The 18,537-nt window shown below is 59.0% G+C and carries 15 protein-coding genes; 8 read left to right on the top strand and 7 right to left on the bottom strand.

Annotated features, from left to right (window positions below; translation table 11 throughout):
• Window positions 1–3 precede the first annotated feature (3 nt).
• The 4 genes from AAE029_RS18510 to AAE029_RS18495 form a co-directional block, all read right to left on the bottom strand.
• Entirely contained in the window at window positions 4–981 is a 978-nt protein-coding gene (locus tag AAE029_RS18510; protein WP_371074460.1) for a magnesium transporter CorA family protein, read from the bottom strand.
• A gap of 444 nt (window positions 982–1,425) precedes the next feature.
• Entirely contained in the window at window positions 1,426–2,568 is a 1,143-nt protein-coding gene (locus tag AAE029_RS18505) for an Mrp/NBP35 family ATP-binding protein (protein ID WP_371074332.1), read from the bottom strand.
• A 703-nt stretch (window positions 2,569–3,271) separates the two neighbouring features.
• A complete protein-coding gene (locus tag AAE029_RS18500) occupies window positions 3,272–4,015 on the bottom strand; it encodes a LuxR family transcriptional regulator (protein WP_371074331.1) in 744 nt (247 codons plus the stop codon).
• Window positions 4,016–4,358: 343 nt separating this feature from the next.
• Window positions 4,359–5,096 (bottom strand): IclR family transcriptional regulator, encoded by a 738-nt coding sequence (locus AAE029_RS18495; protein WP_371074459.1) that lies wholly within the window; start codon window positions 5,094–5,096, stop codon window positions 4,359–4,361.
• A gap of 185 nt (window positions 5,097–5,281) precedes the next feature.
• On the opposite strand from AAE029_RS18495, the gene AAE029_RS18490 reads away from it, so the two are divergent.
• The 6 genes from AAE029_RS18490 (at window position 5,282) to AAE029_RS18465 (ending at window position 10,549) form a co-directional block, all read left to right on the top strand.
• Window positions 5,282–6,049: an SDR family NAD(P)-dependent oxidoreductase gene (locus AAE029_RS18490; protein ID WP_371074330.1), complete on the top strand. Its 768-nt coding sequence runs from the start codon at window positions 5,282–5,284 to the stop codon at window positions 6,047–6,049.
• A complete protein-coding gene (locus AAE029_RS18485; RefSeq protein ID WP_371074329.1) occupies window positions 6,049–6,969 on the top strand; it encodes a 2-dehydro-3-deoxygalactonokinase in 921 nt (306 codons plus the stop codon). The genes AAE029_RS18490 and AAE029_RS18485 overlap by 1 nt, the downstream gene beginning before the upstream one ends.
• Window positions 6,970–6,982: 13 nt before the next feature.
• Window positions 6,983–7,615 carry a 2-dehydro-3-deoxy-6-phosphogalactonate aldolase gene (locus AAE029_RS18480; RefSeq protein WP_371074328.1) on the top strand — a complete coding sequence of 211 codons (633 nt, stop codon included), beginning with the start codon at window positions 6,983–6,985 and terminating at the stop codon, window positions 7,613–7,615.
• A gap of 4 nt (window positions 7,616–7,619) precedes the next feature.
• A complete protein-coding gene (locus tag AAE029_RS18475; RefSeq protein WP_371074327.1) occupies window positions 7,620–8,507 on the top strand; it encodes an SMP-30/gluconolactonase/LRE family protein in 888 nt (295 codons plus the stop codon).
• A gap of 8 nt (window positions 8,508–8,515) precedes the next feature.
• Window positions 8,516–9,481 (top strand): squalene cyclase, encoded by a 966-nt coding sequence (locus AAE029_RS18470; protein WP_371074326.1) that lies wholly within the window; start codon window positions 8,516–8,518, stop codon window positions 9,479–9,481.
• Window positions 9,482–9,949: 468 nt separating this feature from the next.
• Window positions 9,950–10,549 carry a PRC-barrel domain-containing protein gene (locus AAE029_RS18465; RefSeq protein WP_371074325.1) on the top strand — a complete coding sequence of 200 codons (600 nt, stop codon included), beginning with the start codon at window positions 9,950–9,952 and terminating at the stop codon, window positions 10,547–10,549.
• Between the two features lie 119 nt (window positions 10,550–10,668).
• On the opposite strand, the gene AAE029_RS18460 is transcribed toward AAE029_RS18465, so the two are convergent.
• The 3 genes from AAE029_RS18460 to AAE029_RS18450 all read right to left on the bottom strand — a co-directional run bounded on the left by AAE029_RS18460 (window position 10,669) and on the right by AAE029_RS18450 (window position 16,190).
• Window positions 10,669–12,714, bottom strand: coding sequence for an FAD-dependent oxidoreductase (locus AAE029_RS18460; protein WP_371074324.1), 2,046 nt, complete (start codon window positions 12,712–12,714; stop codon window positions 10,669–10,671).
• Window positions 12,715–12,965: 251 nt separating this feature from the next.
• Complete coding sequence (locus AAE029_RS18455; protein ID WP_371074323.1) at window positions 12,966–14,327, bottom strand: putative bifunctional diguanylate cyclase/phosphodiesterase; 1,362 nt, start codon at window positions 14,325–14,327, stop codon at window positions 12,966–12,968.
• 129 nt (window positions 14,328–14,456) lie between these two features.
• Window positions 14,457–16,190, bottom strand: a complete 1,734-nt coding sequence (locus AAE029_RS18450; protein ID WP_371074322.1) for a response regulator — start codon at window positions 16,188–16,190, stop codon at window positions 14,457–14,459.
• Window positions 16,191–16,412: 222 nt separating this feature from the next.
• On the opposite strand from AAE029_RS18450, the gene mutL reads away from it, so the two are divergent.
• Entirely contained in the window at window positions 16,413–18,230 is a 1,818-nt protein-coding gene (gene mutL / locus AAE029_RS18445; RefSeq protein ID WP_371074321.1) for a DNA mismatch repair endonuclease MutL, read from the top strand.
• A 67-nt stretch (window positions 18,231–18,297) separates the two neighbouring features.
• Window positions 18,298–18,534 (top strand): DUF2093 domain-containing protein, encoded by a 237-nt coding sequence (locus tag AAE029_RS18440; protein WP_371074320.1) that lies wholly within the window; start codon window positions 18,298–18,300, stop codon window positions 18,532–18,534.
• Window positions 18,535–18,537 lie beyond the last annotated feature (3 nt).

Below are 18,537 nucleotides of genomic sequence, written 5' to 3'. Positions count from 1 at the left end.
CTTTCAGAGCCAGCCTTTCCAGCGGAAAAATAAAAATGGGACGACGGCGGACACGACCATCAGTCCCAGCGATAGGGGATAGCCGGGAGCCCAGTGCAATTCCGGCATGAATTCGAAATTCATGCCATAGATGGATGCAACCAGAGTCGGCGGCAGGAACACGACGGAAGCGATCGAGAAGATCTTGATGATGGAGTTCTGCTCGATATTGATGAGACCGAGCGACGCATCAAGGAGAAAGGTGATGTTGGCCGCGATGAACGAGGCATGCTCGGACAGCGACTGGATGTCGCGGGAGACGCTGCGGCACAACTCTTTCGCTTCCCGATCCTGCTGCACTGCGGGGATCGTATAAAGAAAGGTCAACATCCTGGAAAGCGATCCGAGACTGTCACGTACCTTGCTGACCAGGCGATGGTGCCCCGCAATGTCCTTGAGCTTTTCTTCGAGATAGTTGGAAGGGCGCCGGACTTTCCTGGCCCTGTCGCCAAAGACATGCATCGACAGGATATCGATGCGCGCGACGGCTTGCTCAAGAATTTCGGCGGTGCGGTCCGCGATGGTTTCCAGCAGCTTGACGAGCAGTGCCGTGCCGCTGCGCCATTCCTCGGGAAGCCTTTGGAGTGCCCCGATGAAAAGAGCAAAAGATTTCGGTTGCGCGTAACGGATCGTCACGAGCCGGTTTGCCGACAGGATGAAGGCGACATCCGTCAATGTCGGGCTTTCCGTTTCCACTTTCCATACCAGCGATGCCGTCATGAAAACCGTGTTGTTTTCTATATAGAGACGGCTCGAAGGTTCGATATCCTTCAGATCTTCGCGCGTCGGCACTTCCACGCCCAGAAGCTTTTCGACATAGGCCTCCTCCGCCCGCGTGGGCTCGACCATATCGATCCAGATCACGTCCCCCGGAATGCCCTCGGTCGGAGGAAGATCGGTCACGTCCATCGATTTGCAGTTCGAGCGATAGGCGGTGATCACCTGGCCGCTCTCCACCGCTCCATGCGCGTCTCCCGGAACCCGTCTTTCATGGTAAGCCTTTCCCATGATGCAGCGGCCATCTTGCGGACGACCATAGCGCGAACTTCGGGCTCAGTCAGCCCGGCGGCGATGCTGCGAGATTGCAACCTCGACGATTGCAGATAAAAAAGGTCCATTCAACTCCGGCCGCATCCTGCCAACAGGCGAATATGCGCGTCTCATGCTCTGCCGCTTCGACGTCATCGTTCTTCCGCCGGCAAGACAACTGCAAATATCCGGGCAAGCCAATCGATCGTAAGGCGGGTAGCCGTTATCATCCTGCATCGGCACCATCATGGCGCCGGCGGGGCATATGACGCAAAGCGGTGAAATAATCAAGAGAGCTTACGGCCAATGCGCCTTTTCATCGCATTTTTCCCTCTTTTTTGGCGGATCGGCCAGCCTTCATTCGAAGACGATGGCGGGGGCTGCGCGCTGCGGCGTGCCGCTCAACTGAGCCCAGACCTTGGCGGCGATGTCTTTGTAGATGCCGGCAGCCATTCCGTCAGGGTCGGAGACCACGACCGGGGTTCCCGCATCGGAGGTTTCGCGAATATTCATTGTCAACGGCACTTCGCCAAGGAACGGAATTCCAATGCGTTCGGCTTCCCGTCGGGCGCCGCCGTGGCCGAAGATATCATAGCGCGCTCCGGTATCGGGAGCGACGAAGTAGCTCATATTCTCGACAATCCCCAGAACAGGCACTTCCACCTTGCGGAACATGTTGAGACCCTTGCGGGCGTCGATCAAGGCAAGATCCTGTGGGGTCGAAACAATCACCGCTCCTGCAAGGGGCACCTGCTGCGCCATGGTAAGCTGGGCATCGCCGGTCCCAGGCGGCATGTCGACGACCAGAATATCCAGTTCGCCCCAGGCGACTTCGCGCAGCATCTGCATAAGCGCCGACTGGACCATCGGCCCGCGCCAAATCATCGCGGTTTCCTCGTCCACCAGGAACCCCATGGACATGACCTTGAGCCCGTAATTCTCCATGGGATTGATAACGCGGTTCTCCACCTGCGTCGGACGGCCTGAAATCTTCAGGAGACGCTGCATGGACGGACCATAGATATCGGCATCGAGAATGCCGACCCGCAGGCCGTTCGCAAGCAGGCCCAGGGCAAGATTGACGGCCGTCGTGGATTTGCCCACACCCCCCTTGCCGGAAGCGACCGCTATGATCGACGTAATGCCGGGAACGCCGATTTTGCCCGGTCGCGTCGGCTGCTGCGGTCCATGGGCGTGGGTATGCGCGGGCGCCGCAGGACGGGACGCCGGTGCGGCGCCCGTCGCCGTCTTCTTGTCGGCGGTCAGCGCGACCAGGGCACCCTTCACACCCGGCATCTCCTTGATTACGCGCTCGGCGGCGAGACGCAGCGGCTCCAGCTCCTTGGCGCGCTCGGCCGGGACGGTGATCGAGAAATAGACCTTGCCATCGGAAATGAAGACATCCGAGACCATGCCGAGTTCGACGATATTGTGTTCGAGATCGGGACCGCGCACCGTCCTCAGCGTTTCCAGAACCCGTTCCTTGGTAATGTCGGTCATGTCAGCCTCATTATGCCTCTACTGCTTCCCATCGAGAGCGAAGGCCACAGTAACATTTCGAATACGCGCCAAATTCTTCCGAAATCGGTGCCGATTTTCGGAATTGCACTGCATTGCTTTCATGCGTGTCGTCGCCGCAAAACCGCCAGACACTCTTTTGCGCGACATGCATCAGAAACTTAGATAGTGGAGGAAAACGCCTTCGCCAATCGAAAACAGTATTCGGTGAGCTAAGCCTGTTTACCGGGCTCCGTTGCGGCCACCAGGTCCGCCGGGTTTATCACCCTGGCCGCCGCAACGGTCTCCTCGAAACCCACCGACCTCGCCGACTTAGAGCAGGATGAAAAAACGTACAGAGTAAAATGGCGAAAACCGCCCGCTATGACAGCGAGGATTTTCGCAACGTGGCGAAAATGCAATGGCCGCCATCGGTATCGGCTGCCGGGGAAGCACGGCACAGTATCGATGGCGGCCTATGCGCAGCGCTTTTTCCAGCGCTTGTCAAAGTCCCCTCTGGACCTCTGTGCCTTTACGATGCAGAAAGCATGCCAAAATCTATTCATCGATAAAAATTTTTTATTTTCAATCATTTACAGCAAGCATCAGATATTTTGGCCCTCTGTCCGAAAGACCATCGCTCAACTCTTGAGCAACCGAGCCGCGTGCGCATATTTTTCGCACAGAATGCCCATATCTGATGTGGCTATTTTATCAGCCCGATCCGCAACGCCTTGGCGACGGCTTGAGTGCGGTTTACGGTGTCAAGCTTCTTTGTCGCGCGGTTCAGGTAGTGATTGACCGTATGTTCGGAGAGGCTGAGAATGTCGGCGATTTCGGCGCTCGTCTTGCCAGCGGCCGTCCAGTTCAGGCAATCGATTTCCCTGTCTGTCAGCGAATCGGTGATGCGGACGTCCATATTGCGAATTTCCGCCAATCGATCGAAAACATGAATGGCGACATAGGCCAGTTCCTTCATCTCCTCTGACGTGAAGCGCTCACGGTCGCCCGCCAGAGAAACAGCGCCGCGTGTACCGGCCGCATCATGGGCGGGGAAAAAGGTACAGCGCGGCATCCTGAATCGATCGAAGAGAGAAATGATGATCGGCGTCTTGCCATCGTCACGTTCAGCATGGTTCTGTGACGTATCGTAAAAAAACGGCAGAGTGGAATTCCTCAGGCGGCGCAGGACGGGGCTGTTCAGCAGCAGTCCCTCGTGGTCGTAGGCTGCCAGAAGTTCCGCCGGCCAACTGGTGATGATCGAATTGCTCTGCAGATCAAAAGAGGTGATCGGAGGCAGATTCATGACCATGAAAGCGCGGCAGCGGAAAGCCTCTGTGAGACGCTTCATGAATCGGAAGATATCGAACTGCGTCTTGAGGCTCGATATTTCCGCGACGTATTCGCCGACCCGATCAGCTTTCGCCAATTGCTGTTCTGATAATGCCATAGCTCTACTTCTTTATTTCCGAGCAAAGGGCGAAATGCCCCGCTCAGGGTCTATAAGAACGGAGGTGAGGGAGTGCCGCTCATCTTATCACCGGTGACCACCCTGACGCGCCGACGCAAACAGCCAAGTTCGAACCTCGCCGCGACCGCACCGACCAGCCAGACCCGACATTTCCTGGCCACGAGCCATAAATGGCTCGTCAAAGATGAACCACCCTCATCTTTCGAATATACATAATCATGATAAGCATGCTCATCAAATCTGGTCCAGCGCCTGGAATAATGAAAATTAAAATCAATAGTTGATTATTTTTAGGAAACTGCGAAACGTTTGATAACAAAGTTCAGCGCCGCGGCCCGAGACGCGCACGCATATCATGCACCATATTTTCCGCAGCGTGTCGCACCGCATCGGCCCATTCGGTAAGCTTTTCGAACGAGACTCGATAGGCCGGCCCCGTGACGGAAATTCCGGCGATGAAGGACAGGTCAGGGGCTGACACCGGAGCCGCAACGCAGCGAATTCCAGCCTCATGTTCCTCGAGATCGAAGGCGTATCCCCGTGTCCGAATTTCATGGAGATCGGCCAATAGCGTTTCAACTGACCTGTGGGTATTCGCAGTGAAAATCTTCAACTCAAGGCTTTCAAGAATGGAACTGAGGTTTTGGTGGTCGAGAGCGGAAAGAACGGCCTTGCCGACGCCGGTGCAGTAGAGCGGCGAGGCGTTGCCGATCTCCGAATACATTCGAACCGATTGCCGCCCTTCGACCTTGTCGAGATAGACGATTTCAGTGCCGCGCAGAACGGCGAGATGCACAGTCTCGCCGGTCGAATCATGAAGGAGGCGGAGATGCGGTTCGGCAACGCTGCGCAATTCATTGCGCGCCCATGTCCGCGACGCAAGCGCGAGGAGCCGCAGGCCGGGCATGTATCGCGCCTGGCTATCCAATTCCAGCAATCCCTCTTCGACGAGATGGCCGAGCTGCCGGTGTAGCGTCCCGCGAGGCTGAACCGTTCTCGCCAGAATATCGGTAAAGCGCATAGGGCCATCGGCCTGCGCCACCAATTCGAGCACGGCCATCAGTTTGCCGAGCGTGCCGGTGTCTTTGCCCTCTTCCTGTCGGGTGTCCTCCCGTAAAGTCACCGGATGCTCCTTTCGGCTTGACAATGACCAGAAGGTAAAATGATAATTCCATTTAGTCGAATTAAGTTCCATATATTGGAATTCCTACAGCGCGTTGAAGTTCATCGGGAGGGATGAAAACCATGCAGACGACTGCACGTTTTCCAGACCTAGAGAACCGAGTCGTTCTAGTAACCGGCGGTGGTTCCGGAATCGGAGCTGCCTTGGTCGAGGGTTTTGCGCGACAAGGAGCGAAGGTCGCATTCATCGATATTGCGGAGGCGGAGAGCCGTGCCCTTGTCAAAAGGCTTTCAGCTGAAACACCTTATCCCGTTCTTTTCCGGCGCGCCGACTTGCGTGATGTCGACGCCATCCGCGCAGCTGTCTCCGGGATTGTGGAGGAGCTGGGGTCGATCCAGGTGCTGGTCAACAATGCAGGCTGGGACGACCGGCATGATCTGGCAGAGGTCAGCGCGGAATACTGGGACAACAACCAGGCGACCAATCTGAGACATGTATTCTTTGTCACGCAGGCCGTTATTCCTTCGATGCGGGCGGCCGGTGGCGGCGCCATCGTCAACATGTCATCAATTGCGTTCATGCTGAACATGCCGGATCTTCCGGCTTATGCGGCGGCCAAGGCGGGCATTATCGGGCTGACCAAGAGCCTGGCGGGACGGCTTGGACCGGAAAATATAAGGGTCAACTGCATCCTTCCCGGGATGATCGTCACCGAGCGGCAGTTGAAGTTCTGGCTTACCGACGAAACTATCGCCCGGATGATCGACCGTCAGTGCCTGAAGCATGTCCTGCACGCAGAAGCTCTGGTCGGTCCCTGTCTATTCCTAGCATCCGATTGCGCTGCGGCGATGACGGCACAATCAATGATCATCGATGGAGGCGTTCTCTGATGGAAAAACCCGCTTATGTCGCCGTGGATTGGGGCACGAGCAGTTTCCGGCTCTGGCTCGTCGGTATGGACGGCAACGTCCTTGCCGAACGGCGCAGCGGTGAGGGCATGACGGCGGCGGCGAAGGCGGGCTTTGCCGAGGTGCTGCAGTCGCATCTCGACGCAGTTCAGGCACCCGACAGCCTTCCCATCATCGTTTGCGGCATGGCCGGTGCGCGGCAGGGCTGGGTCGAGGCGGGCTATATCGACGTTCCCGCCCCGCTTTCCTCAATCCTCTCGGGTGCCGTTTCCGTGCCGAGCCAGCCACACGATTCCCGTATTCTTCCTGGCCTTGCGCAACGCGACCCGGATATGCCCGACGTCATCCGCGGCGAAGAAACGCAGCTTCTCGGCGCACTCGATCCACGGCATACGGCCGGCGAACGGATCGTCTGCATGCCGGGAACGCATTCGAAATGGGTGCGGGTCCTTGACGAAATGGTGACCGGATTTTCGACCTTCATGACCGGCGAGCTTTTCGAAGTCATTACACGGCACACAATTCTCTCCCATGCGGTCACTGGCGCGAACGAGGTGCCGGCGGATGATACCGCGTTCGAAAAAGCGGTCGCCGTGGCCTTCGAGCGACCAGCCATGGCGTCGAACCTGCTGTTCACGGCGAGGTCCGGCCAACTCCTGCACGGCCTTTCGACTGCCGGTGCCCAGGCTCGAATATCGGGAACACTGATCGGACTGGAGATCGCCGGCGCACTTTCGGCCGCCGGCAAGGATGCGGCGATCACGCTTGTCGCATCCGGTCGGCTTCAGACCCTCTACGAATCCGCCTTTTACGCCCTTTCCCTTCCCTTCACCACGATCGACGCCGATGCCGCTGTGCGTCGCGGCCTTGCGGCTGCGGCAAAAGCCATCTGGCTGAACTGAGAAAGCAGCCCCCATGACACGTGTTCCCTTTCCGCCGATGAAGCGTCCCCTTATCGCCATCCTCCGTGGCATCAAGCCGGAAGAGACAGAGGCCGTGGTCGGCGTGCTGATCGAGGGTGGCCTGACGGCGATCGAAATCCCGCTGAACTCGCCCGATCCCTTTCGCTCCATAGAAATTGCAGCGAAAATGGCACCGGCCGACTGCTTGATCGGAGCAGGCACCGTGCTGACAGTCGAGGACGTCGATCGCCTGGACTCTGCCGGCGGCAGGCTACTGGTCACGCCCAATGTCGAGCCGGATGTCATCGTCCGCGCCCGCGACAAGGGCATGGTAACGATGCCCGGCGTCTTTACGCCGACTGAAGCTTTGACCGCCGCACGTGCCGGCGCCACAGGACTCAAATTCTTCCCCGCAAGCGTGCTCGGTCCATCCGGCATTACCGCCATACGCGCCATCCTGCCGCCAGACCTGATCGTGGCCGCGGTGGGTGGCGTTTCCGACACGAACTTTGCCGACTACACCAAGGCCGGAATTCTTGCCTTCGGATTGGGGAGCAGCCTCTATAAGCCAGGAATGTCGGCAGAGGATGTTGCCGGGCGCGCCAAGGCCACCATTTACGCCTATGATGCAGCGATAGGAGCGTGAGGGAATGACCGAAGTTTACGAATTCGAGGGCAAGATCCTTTGCGATACCGAGTCCGTTCTTGGCGAAGGTCCGAGCTATGATCCCGCGACAGACACTGTGTGGTGGTTCAATATTCTGGGAAAGGAGTTGCACGAGCTCGACCTTTCCACAGGACGAAACACGACCCATACGCTGCCGATGATGGCCAGCGTGCTGGCTCACGTGGACGCCGACCGACAATTGCTGGCAACGGAGGAAGGGCTGTTCGTCCGCGACATCGCAAGCGGCAACCTCACCTTCTACGCCGCACTGGAAAACGACAAACCGGAGAACCGTTCCAACGACGGGCGCACGCATCCCTCCGGCTCGCTCTGGATCAGCACCATGAGTAAGCGTGCGGAATTGCAGGCGGGCGCGATCTATCACGTCGCAAACGGCAAGGTCACCAAGATTTTCAGCGGCATCACCATTCCAAATTCCATCTGCTTTTCGCCCGATGGCACAACCGGTTATTTCACGGACACGCGCGTCAACCGGCTCATGCGGGTCATGGTCGATCCCCAGACCGGACTTCCGGCGGGAGAACCGATCGTCCTCGTAGACAGCACCGAAGATCCGGGCGGCATCGACGGTTCCGTCTGCGACGCTGACGGCTACATCTGGAATGCCCGCTGGGGCGCGGGCTTCGTAGACCGCTACAACCCCGATGGGCTGCGCATCGCCCGCCACAAGGTGCCGGCGATGCAGCCCTCCTGCCCGGCCTTCGTCGGCGCCAATGCGGACCGGCTGGTGGTGACCACCGCCTGGGAAGGTCTCGACGAGGAGGCTCGTTCAACGCAACCTCAGGCAGGCGCGCTGCTGGAACTTGGCGTTACCGTCAAGGGTATCTTCGATCCGCCTTTCAGGCTCTAGGTTTGCCCATGACTGACCCTGGCTCGGTGATCGAATGGCTTCTCGACTCCGACCCATCGATCCGGTGGCAGGTGATGCGCGACCTGCTCGATGTCCCGGAGCCGGAGTGGATGGCGGAGCGGGCCAAAGTGGAGACCGAAGGCTGGGGAGCGAGACTCCTCTCTTACCAGGACGAGGACGGGCAATGGGCAGGTGGCGCCTTTCTCCCAAGCAATTTCGATCCCCGCGAGTGGTCGGAACGTGGTCAGCCGTGGACGGCCACGACCTTTTCGTTGACGCAGCTCCGGGAGTTTGGTCTCGATCCCGCGTCGGACCGGGCCAAGCGAACTGTCGAATTAATCGGCGCCAATTCCCGTTGGGATGAGGGCAGCCAGCCTTACTGGGAGGGCGAAGTCGAGGAGTGCATCAACGGCCGGACCGTTGCCGACGGCGCCTATTTCGGAGTTGACGTCTCGCCCATTGTCGACAGGCTTGTCAGTCAGCGCCTCGAGGACGGCGGCTGGAATTGTGAGAGGGTCAACGGCTCGGTCCGCTCGTCATTCGCCAGCACGATCAACGTGCTGGAAGGATTGCTGGAGTACGAGCGAGCCACCGGCGGCACGCCCGAATCCCAGGAGGCGCGCAAGTCGGGCGAGGAGTATCTTCTAAGGCGCAACCTCTTTCGCCGTTTTAGCTCGGGGGAGCCGGCCGACGCGCGATTTCTGTCCTTCCTGCATCCCAACCGTTGGCACTACGACGTTTTGCGCGCGCTCGACTATTTCCGTTTCTCCGCGATGCTTACCGGCGCCGATCCCGATCCACGACTAGGCGAGGCGGTCGAGCACGTCCGTTCCAGACGCTTGGAGGACGGCACCTGGCCTCTCGACTGGAGCCCTACAGGGCGGGTGTGGTTCGAGGTCGACGCAGGGCTGGGCAAGCCCTCTCGGTGGGTGACCCTCCGGGCGATGCGGGTGCTCAGATGGTGGGAGAGCTAGAGCGGTTTCAGGAAAAGTGCGATGCGGTCTCCGTCCGGAATTGTGTAAAAACAAAAAGTTGGGACGGTTCTGCGCTTCCAATAAAAAGCTGAAACACTTAGAGCCGGACGATTTCAGGTCGAATCGACCCTGAATGAATCGTCTCTCAATCAAAAAGTCAGTAGCGGGATGGCGCCTGAAAACCGCACACACTTTTCGGCATCCCGCTCTTGGGTCCGGCAAGGATTTTTGCGACTCTCATGAGGAACGGCAGATCGGGGAACACGATTTACTTGCAAGTATTCGGTGATTTTCAGTGACGGATTTCAGGAAAAATTTCCGCAGAAGCTGAAACTTTTCCCTTACTTCAAGCGGAACCAAATCTTTCCTGTTTCATTTCTCTTTCGAACCGGCACGGTGATGGATGCCGCAGAGAATAGGCGTCGATCCGAGCTACATCAGCCAATCTGAATGAAAGGTAGGTTCGAAATGACACGCATGTTTCTGACCACTGTTGCCGCAGGCGCCCTGTTTGCAACCGCTCTGGCACCCGCAGCGTTTTCACAGACCGCAACTCCGCCGCCCGCCGGTAACAATGAGCCGGCGCAGTCGACGCCCGCAACGCCGCCGGCCGCTCCAATGGCGCCTGACACCAACGCACAGGCTCCGGCCCCTGCTCCGTCCACCGAGACGGCAGAGGGGGGTGGCACCTATCTGACCGAGCAGGCACCGGATCAGATCAGCGCCAATACCTTCATCGGCCAGGGGGTTTACAACGCCAATAACGAGAGCATCGGTAGCATCAACGACCTGATCATGAAGAAGGAAGGCGGCATCGTTGCTGCCATAGTCGGCGTCGGTGGTTTCCTTGGTATCGGTGAGAAGAATGTCGCCGTTCCATTCGAAAAAATAACCGTTGCCCAGAACACTCAGGATGGCAGTGTCAAGCTGACGACCTCCGAAACGGCGGAATCCCTGAAGGCTGCGCCGGAATTCAAGACGCTGCAAATGCAGGCGTCTGAACGGGCTCCGGCTGCCGGCACAACGCCAACGGACTCCACCGCAACAGGATCGACGACCAACAAGTAACTTGGCAATGCAAAATACGAGTAATGAGGGATGGCGTTCTTCGGAACGCCCTCTTTTTTCAAGCTCGCTTCAGCTTTCACAGAAGCGTAAGGCCGTTTCCCACTTTTTCCCGGAATTGCTCAGAGCAAGGAACAGTATCTGAGTGCATCGTAAATCGCCGCGTGCACATTGCGGCTTGCGATCGCATCGCCTATGCGGATCAGATCGAAGCGCCCCTCAGGATTCCTTGACGGGAGGGGATCGTTGCGGGCAATGAGCGCGGCATAGTCGACGGCGCCAAGATTGCGTGAGAGCGGCTTCAATTCGAAATAGAGATCGGCATTGGCAGTCGTGCCATGTTCCGCCACGACCTGCGCCACACGCCGTTCGCAAGTCACGCTGTCAGCAAAATCCGAACCGAGAACGGCAACGAGACTGTTACCGTCGCGCCGGACGGATTTGAGCCGCGTGTTGATCGTGACCCGTACATTCTTCTCTGCGAAGGCTTTCGCATAAGGGACGTGGTTCATGCCGCCCATCTCCGGTGCGAAGAAGCGTTCCGGCGATACGACCTCCAGATCGACGCCGGCGTCGGCGATGACTTCCGCTGCCGACATGCCCTGGTGGCCGCCATTGTCATCAAATAGCAGAACCGGCCCGTCGGGCCTTACGGCGCCGGCAAGGATATCCCAGCTCGAGGTCACGAGATGCTCGCCACCTTCGAGCTCCGGCAATTGCGCAATACCACCTGTCGCCACCACGACCAGATCAGGATCGAAGGCGAGGACGTCGTCGCCGCCTGCAAAGACATCGTAGTGGATGGAGACGCCAAGGCGCTCGAGTTCCGCCAGTCGCCAGTCGACGACGCCGATCATCTCCTTGCGTCGCGGATTGCGGACGAGAAGATTGATCTGGCCCCCCGCCTTGCTTGTTGCCTCCAGAATGTCGACCGTGTGGCCGCGTTCAGCGAGCACGCGGGCAGCCTCCAATCCAGCCGGTCCGGCGCCGACCACGACCGCTTTCAGCGATCTTTCCGCCTTCGCGATCCTGTGCGGCATCTCGGTCTCCCGACCGGTCGCCGCATTGTGAATACAGAGCGCCTCGCCCCCCTCATATATCCGATCCAGACAGTAGGTGGCGCCGACGCAGGGACGGATGCGGGATTCCTCCCCCGCCATGATCTTGCTGACGATATGCGGATCGGCGATATGAGCGCGCGTCATGCCGACCATGTCGAGCTTACCTTCCGCAATGGCGTGACGCGCGGTCGCCACGTCGGCGATGCGCGCCGCATGGAAAACCGGAAATTTGGTCGCGGCCCGGACCTCGCCAGCAAAATCGAGATGCGGTGCGGAGGCCATGCCCTGGATGGGGATGACATTGTTCAAAGCCGCATCGTGGTCGATATGGCCGCGGATGATGTTCAGGAAGTCTATTTTTCCCGAAGCCGCCAGACGTCGCGCAATCTCCATTCCCTCCTCGCGAGAAAGCCCCTTCTGCCAGTCCTCGTCCGCCACCATGCGGATGCCGACGATGAAATCAGGGCCGACAGTCTTGCGGACCGCTTCTATGACCAGCATCGAGAAGCGCATGCGGTTCTCCAGCGAGCCTCCGAATGCATCGTCGCGATGGTTGGTGGCAGGCGACCAGAAACCATCCATCAGATGGCCGTATGCCTCCAACTCGATGCCGTCGAGACCGGCCGCCTGCATACGCTCGGCAGCGCTCGCATAATCGACGACAACGCGTTCGATATCCCAATCCTCAGCCTCCTTGGGAAAGGCGCGATGGGCGGGCTCGCGGATGGGCGAAGGCGCCAGGATCGGCAGCCAGTCGCCCCTGTTCCAGCCGGTGCGGCGGCCGAGATGAGTAAGCTGGATCATGACGGCAGTGCCGTATTCATGACAGTCGTCGACGAGCCTCTTCATCCACGGGACGATCTCGTCCCTGTAGGCGTGGAGATTGCCGAAGGCGGGCGGGGAATCGGGAGAAACCACCGCCGACCCCGCAGTCATGGTGAGCGCGATGCCGCCCTTTGCCTTTTCGAGATGGTAGAGCCGATAGCGATCGGTCGGCATGCCCTCCTCGGAATAGGCGGGCTCGTGTGCCGTCGACATGATGCGGTTCTTCAGCGTCAGGTGCTTCAGCTGAAAGGGCTGCAGCAGGGGATCTCTGGATGTGGCCATGAACTGTTCGCCTCTTATCGCCGCCAGGCTCGGCAACGCTTGTTTCGTCGCACTAAAGCCCGTCGTGTAAAGAGAGGTTCACGCGACGGGTTTTCGACTATTGTTTTCATGCATGTCGTTGCCGCAAAACCGCTGCACACTTTTGCGCGACATGCGTTGACATCATCGCTCGCTATCAGACGGATTGCGATATCCAGAGGCGGCGTGAACTGGCCGTCATGCGTCTTTTCGGAGTGCGTCGAAGTCGAAAATCAGGCGCTGGCGCGGTCGCTCGGACCGAAATCATAGTAATTCTCGTGCAAGTAGCGCAAGGTGGCAATGCTGTCGGCGGGCTTGCCGTAGTAGTAGCCCTGCCCCATGCCGCAACCCAGCGCCCTGAGCTTCACCGCTTCGGCATAATCCTCGATGCCTTCGGCAACCACTTCGAGATCGAGGCCATCGCACATGGACAGAATAGCCTTGATGATATGTTCGGAGGCACGGTCCGAATTGATCCTGGAGACGAAGGCCCGGTCGATCTTGACCTTGTCGAAAATGAAGTCGCGCAGACGGCCAAGGCTCGACTGACCGGTGCCGAAGTCATCCAGCGAGATGCGCACGCCCGCATGCCTCAGATCGGTCAGGATGCGGTGGGCCGTGTCGGCTGAACTCATGACGGCCGTTTCGGTGATTTCCAGCTCCAGGCGGTGCGGATCGAGCCCGACGCGGCCAAGGATGGAGAGAATGCTGTTGCTTGTGCCGGGATCCATGAGCTGGGCGGACGAGAGATTGAAGGAGAGGAACAGCTCCCGGGGCCAGGAAAGTGCCGCCTCGGCTGCCTTTCTCAGGAGCGTTTCGGACAGCGCGTCGATAAAGCCGCGTTCTTCGGCAAGCGGGACAAAGACGGCCGGCGAGACGAACCCCAGATCCGGATCGTTCCACCGCGCCAGCGCTTCGAAACCGACCACAAGATTGTTGGCAAGCGAGACGATCGGCTGAAAATGGACGTCGATCGCATCCGAGATGATGGCGTTGCGCAGAGCCTGTTCAAGTTGCGTCGTGCGCCTCATCTCCTGAGCGATTTCCTGGGAATAGACGGTTATCTGGCCGCGGCCGCGGCGCTTCGAACGGTAGAGTGCGGTTTCCGCGCTCTTCAGCAGATCCTCGAACTCGTCACCGGCAAAGGGGTAGGTCGCAAAACCAAAGGAGGCTGAGAGGCGAACGTTACGGTCACCGAGGTCATAGGGCGCCGACAGCACTTCGCGGATCATCTGACCGAACTTTTCGGCTCCCGCCCGCTCGAAGACAAGCGGCAGCACGAAGGCGAACTCGTCACCATCGTGACGGGTAACAATCGCGCCATCCGGTATGCAGGCCTTCAGGCGATGAGCAACCTGACAGAGGATCTCATCACCGGCTGCCGAGCCGAAAAGATCGTTGATGGGTTTGAATGAATCGAGATTGGCGATACCGATGGTAAAGGGCGCGGGATCATTGGCGCGCTCGGCCGACAGAAGGCGCACCTTGTCACGCATGCGATAACGATTGCCCAACCCGGTGAGCGGATCGGTATAGGCCATCGCCTGCAATTCATTCTGACTGACTGGTGCGATCTGTATTTCCGCCGATCTCATCACTCATGCCCAAGAATTTCCTCCACCTTGGCAAAGAATGGGCGTCAATCCTTAATAAATCGATAGCAGTAACAAGCGGGAGAGCAGGCATTACGTCCCGAAATCTGGGGAGTTGACGCTCATTTCTCCTCAGATGCGCGCCTGCGTCAGGCCATTCTGCATGTGCTTTTGAAAAACGGCCTGGAGGATATCGGGGCTAACGGGTTTCATGATCACATCATCCATCCCCGCTTTCACGCACTCGCTGCGATCCCTTTCGAAAGCCTGCGTGAGGACACCGATGATTGGTGTCGGAGCGTCGCTGCCGCCTGCTTCCATCTGGCGGATGAGACGGGCCGCCTCGAAACCGTTGAAGCCCGGCAGGGAAATATCCATCAGTACGACCTGGGGCCGGTATTCGTTCCAGAGCCTTACCGCCTCATCACCGCTCGATGCGATCATGTACCGATAACCCAGACCTTCGAGGATCTGGGAAAAGACGATCTGATTGATATCATTGTCTTCGGCCACGAGTACCTGCAGCCCGCCCGTCTCGGTTCCCGTCGTAATCTCCCAATCGCTGCCGGCTGAGCCGGCCCCGGCGACTATGGCCTCGCGGCTGGTGCGATTGAAGTGGCGAGCGATGAGGAAAGTCAGCTCATTGCTGAACTGGAAACTGTCGAGAACCAGCGTCGGCACGCCCTGGCGCTCGCCGAGTTCGAGGCACCGCATGCCCATCTGATTGTCAATGATGATGAGATCGAGCTCCAGACCTGCGGAGGAGGCGATCTCCAGGAAGGCCTCCTGTTCGCTTTCGCCGCGAACCGCGCAGGCTTCGAAGCCGTATTTTCCGAGCGTCCGCAGCGCGGACGATTCTGCGACCGGATCAGCGGTAACTACCAGAATTTTCCGGCCGGAAAAATTTTCCGGCACGAAGGCCTCCATAGCGGCCGGACCACGCGCCACCCTGCCCGTTGCATGCACCGGAACATAAGCGCGCCTGTAGGACTGACGGCTTGACACCGTCACCGATGAGGCGAGGCCGAATTCCTCGACGTCGCCGCTGTCTTGCGGCAACTCCTGCATCGTGGTCACCAGGAAATAGCGCCCGGGCTTGCCGATGCGATGCTTTCGGCTGATCGTATCGCGCTCTATGCCGTCGCGGGAAATCTGGCGCTGCTGCGAAATTGACATTTCGCCGGTTTCCAGCACATGGCGATCGCTCTCCTCGAAGCGCGTTGCCATTTCGCGCGAAAAGATATCACCGCTCTTTCGCCCGAGCACCTCGTCGGCGCTCGTCTGGAACTTGTCGCAAAAGGCCTTGTTCACCGCCACATAGTTCAGATTCCGGTCCTTGACGAAGAGCGGAAACGGCAGATTGTCGAGGATATCCTCGGTCAGTTGCACGCGCTCGAGGTCGGCACGCCATTGCTCCTCGCGCTTCCTCGCTTCCGAAATATCGGAAATGATGGAGACGCCGTAACCGGCCGGCAGACGACGCTTCACCAAGCGAACCCAGCGCTCTGTGCCATGGCGCTCGACCGCTTCATAGCGTTCGCGCCAGTGCGAGGCGATCTTCTGGGAGATCCAGTCGTCGCGCGTGATCGATGCTTCCGATTTGGCGGATTGCTGACGGATACCGGTGTCGAAGACGGCGCCGAGGTAATCGCGCAGGCGCGTGCCCGTTTTCAGAAATTGTTGCGGGATGGGAAAGAAATTCAGCAGATTCCGACTGGCATAGATGACAAGGTCATTCTTGTCGTAGATGAGAAAAGCGGTAGTCAGACCGTCGCACACGGCGTCGAACAGCGCCGTCTGAAGATCGGCGTCGGCTGGCACGCTGTCATTCCATGAATCTGCCGCCTTTTCAGAGCCCGCAGTCATCTGCAAGAATCCCACATATTTTTCGATATCGACGTGCGAATGGTACAGTGGCAAAACTGCCAGTTTAGTATTAAGGCGGAATTAATATGCGGATCCCCCGTTTTGGGGAATGCTACAGCGCCGCGCGTCTTACAAGACGCACAAAGGTCGCTGTAACCTTTGAACTGCTACATGACCATATCTCCCCTTCCCTTGAGCTCGCGAATCCTCGAAAATGGTTCCATGGCGATAAAACAGCTCCCCGAAACCCTGATCAATCAGATTGCCGCCGGCGAAGTGATCGAGAGGCCGGCAAGTGCCGCCAAGGAACTGATCGAGAACGCGCTCGACGCGGGCGCAACACGAATCGAGATCGCGACAGCCGGGGGCGGCAAGGGCCTGTTGAGGGTCAGCGACAATGGTTCCGGTATGGACGTTGCCAATCTGGAATTGGCAGTGCGCCGGCATTGCACCTCAAAGATTTCCGACCGGCTGGACGATATCCGTACCCTCGGCTTCCGCGGCGAAGCGCTTCCGTCGATCGGATCGGTGGCGCGGCTGACAATTGCGAGCCGCAGAATGGAAAGCACGGAGGGCGCCGAAATTGCGGTTGCCGGCGGCAGGATCGTGCACCTGCGTCCCGCTGCCGCCAATCCCGGCACCATCGTCGAAGTCCGGGACCTGTTTTTCGCGACGCCGGCGCGGCTGAAGTTCCTGAAAAGCGAGAAGGCCGAGGCGGCGGCGATCACTGAGGTCGTCAAGCGCATGGCGATCGCCTTCCCGCGTGTACGTTTCGTGCTTTCCGGCACCGATCGTTCGGAGCTCGAATTTCCCGCCACCGGTGATGATCACCTGGCGCGTATGGCGCAGGTCCTCGGCAGGGAATTTCGCGACAACGCCATTGTGCTCGACGCGGTGCGCGAGGATGTCGGCCTCACCGGTTTTGCAGGCGTTCCCACCTTCAATCGCGGCAATTCCGCCCATCAATATGCCTTCGTCAATGGTCGTCCGGTCCAGGACAAGCTCATCCTATCCGCGATTCGCGGCGCCTATGCCGAGACTATCCCTGCTGGCCGCTATCCCGTCGCCGTTCTGTCGATCACGCTCGATCCTGCCCTTGTCGACGTCAATGTGCATCCGGCGAAGTCCGATGTGCGCTTCCGGGATCCCGGGCTCGTCCGGGGATTGATCGTCGGCGCTATCCGTGAAGCGCTCGCCCGCGAGGGTGATCGGGCGGCAACGACCGGCGCGAGCGGCATGCTGAGGTCGTTCCGACCCGGGTTCCAACCGAACGGCAGGCAACAGGCATCCGGTGGCTGGGCAGCGGAAACCTCGCCCTACCGGCCGTATCGCACAGAACAGGCTGCAAGCTCCTTTCAAGAACGAACGCAGGCGTCCTTCGACGGTCTTGCGGTCCCGACGGCTCGTGCCGATGTTGGCGTAATCGCGGAAGATCCGTCGACGCCGGCTATCCCGTCCCGCTTTCCGCTTGGAGCGGCGCGGGCGCAACTGCACGAAAACTATATTGTTGCGCAGACCGAGGACGGGCTCGTCATCGTCGACCAACACGCGGCGCATGAACGCCTTGTTTTCGAAGCGATGCGCAAAGCGCTTCATTCCAAACGCCTTCCCTCGCAGGTTCTCCTCATTCCGGAAATCATCGATCTGCCGGAAGAGGATTGCGACCGGCTGGTCGTGCACGCGGCCGAACTTTCCGAATTCGGCCTTGTCATCGAACGCTTCGGACCTGGAGCGATTGCCGTCAGGGAAACGCCCGCCATGCTCGGAGAGGTGGACGCGCAGGGCCTCATCCGTCAGCTCGCCGACGAAATCGCCGAATGGGACACGGCTTCCGGACTTTCAATGAAACTGGAACATGTCGCCGCCACAATGGCTTGTCACGGTTCGGTCAGATCAGGACGCAGATTGAAGCCGGAAGAGATGAACGGGCTGCTGCGGCAGATGGAGGTGACCCCCGGCTCGGGACAGTGCAATCACGGGCGGCCAACCTATATCGAGCTGAAGCTCGCAGATATCGAGCGGCTGTTCGGACGAAGCTGAAAATGCTGGTAATCAGTGGCTGGCGAGAGTATTGCAAACACATGACAAACGCTGGGGGCGTCAAGGCATGAATCTTTTCGAAGGACACGGAAACCGCGAAGCGAAAATCCGCTTTCTCGACGGCGATTTCCAGATCCTCACGCCCGGTTCCTATGTTGTTTGCGCCGTGACCGGCAAGCACATTCCGCTCGACGAACTGCGCTATTGGAGCGTCGCCCGCCAGGAACCCTATGCCGATGTCGTCTCTTCGATGGAAGCCGACAGACGCGCCGGCGTGCTGCCGATACAAAAGGACCGGGAATAAAGC

The organism is Sinorhizobium sp. CB7, assembly GCF_041357635.1.
In the GTDB taxonomy this organism is placed as follows: Bacteria; Pseudomonadota; Alphaproteobacteria; order Rhizobiales; family Rhizobiaceae; genus Rhizobium.
The sequence above is the reverse complement of the archived record's forward strand: the minus strand, read 5'-3'. Positions and strand labels throughout refer to the sequence as shown.

Excerpts from the sequence above, each read along its gene's own strand:
- AAE029_RS18505 (WP_371074332.1), bottom strand. The coding sequence starts at position 2,568 with ATGACCGACATTACCAAGGAACGGGTTCTGGAAACGCTGAGGACGGTG.
- AAE029_RS18500 (WP_371074331.1), bottom strand. The coding sequence starts at position 4,015 with ATGGCATTATCAGAACAGCAATTGGCGAAAGCTGATCGGGTCGGCGAA.
- AAE029_RS18495 (WP_371074459.1), bottom strand. The coding sequence starts at position 5,096 with ATGGCCGTGCTCGAATTGGTGGCGCAGGCCGATGGCCCTATGCGCTTT.
- AAE029_RS18490 (WP_371074330.1), top strand. The coding sequence starts at position 5,282 with ATGCAGACGACTGCACGTTTTCCAGACCTAGAGAACCGAGTCGTTCTA.
- AAE029_RS18485 (WP_371074329.1), top strand. The coding sequence starts at position 6,049 with ATGGAAAAACCCGCTTATGTCGCCGTGGATTGGGGCACGAGCAGTTTC.
- AAE029_RS18480 (WP_371074328.1), top strand. The coding sequence starts at position 6,983 with ATGACACGTGTTCCCTTTCCGCCGATGAAGCGTCCCCTTATCGCCATC.
- AAE029_RS18475 (WP_371074327.1), top strand. The coding sequence starts at position 7,620 with ATGACCGAAGTTTACGAATTCGAGGGCAAGATCCTTTGCGATACCGAG.
- AAE029_RS18470 (WP_371074326.1), top strand. The coding sequence starts at position 8,516 with ATGACTGACCCTGGCTCGGTGATCGAATGGCTTCTCGACTCCGACCCA.
- AAE029_RS18465 (WP_371074325.1), top strand. The coding sequence starts at position 9,950 with ATGACACGCATGTTTCTGACCACTGTTGCCGCAGGCGCCCTGTTTGCA.
- AAE029_RS18460 (WP_371074324.1), bottom strand. The coding sequence starts at position 12,714 with ATGGCCACATCCAGAGATCCCCTGCTGCAGCCCTTTCAGCTGAAGCAC.
- AAE029_RS18455 (WP_371074323.1), bottom strand. The coding sequence starts at position 14,327 with ATGAGATCGGCGGAAATACAGATCGCACCAGTCAGTCAGAATGAATTG.
- AAE029_RS18450 (WP_371074322.1), bottom strand. The coding sequence starts at position 16,190 with ATGACTGCGGGCTCTGAAAAGGCGGCAGATTCATGGAATGACAGCGTG.
- mutL (WP_371074321.1), top strand. The coding sequence starts at position 16,413 with ATGGCGATAAAACAGCTCCCCGAAACCCTGATCAATCAGATTGCCGCC.
- AAE029_RS18440 (WP_371074320.1), top strand. The coding sequence starts at position 18,298 with ATGAATCTTTTCGAAGGACACGGAAACCGCGAAGCGAAAATCCGCTTT.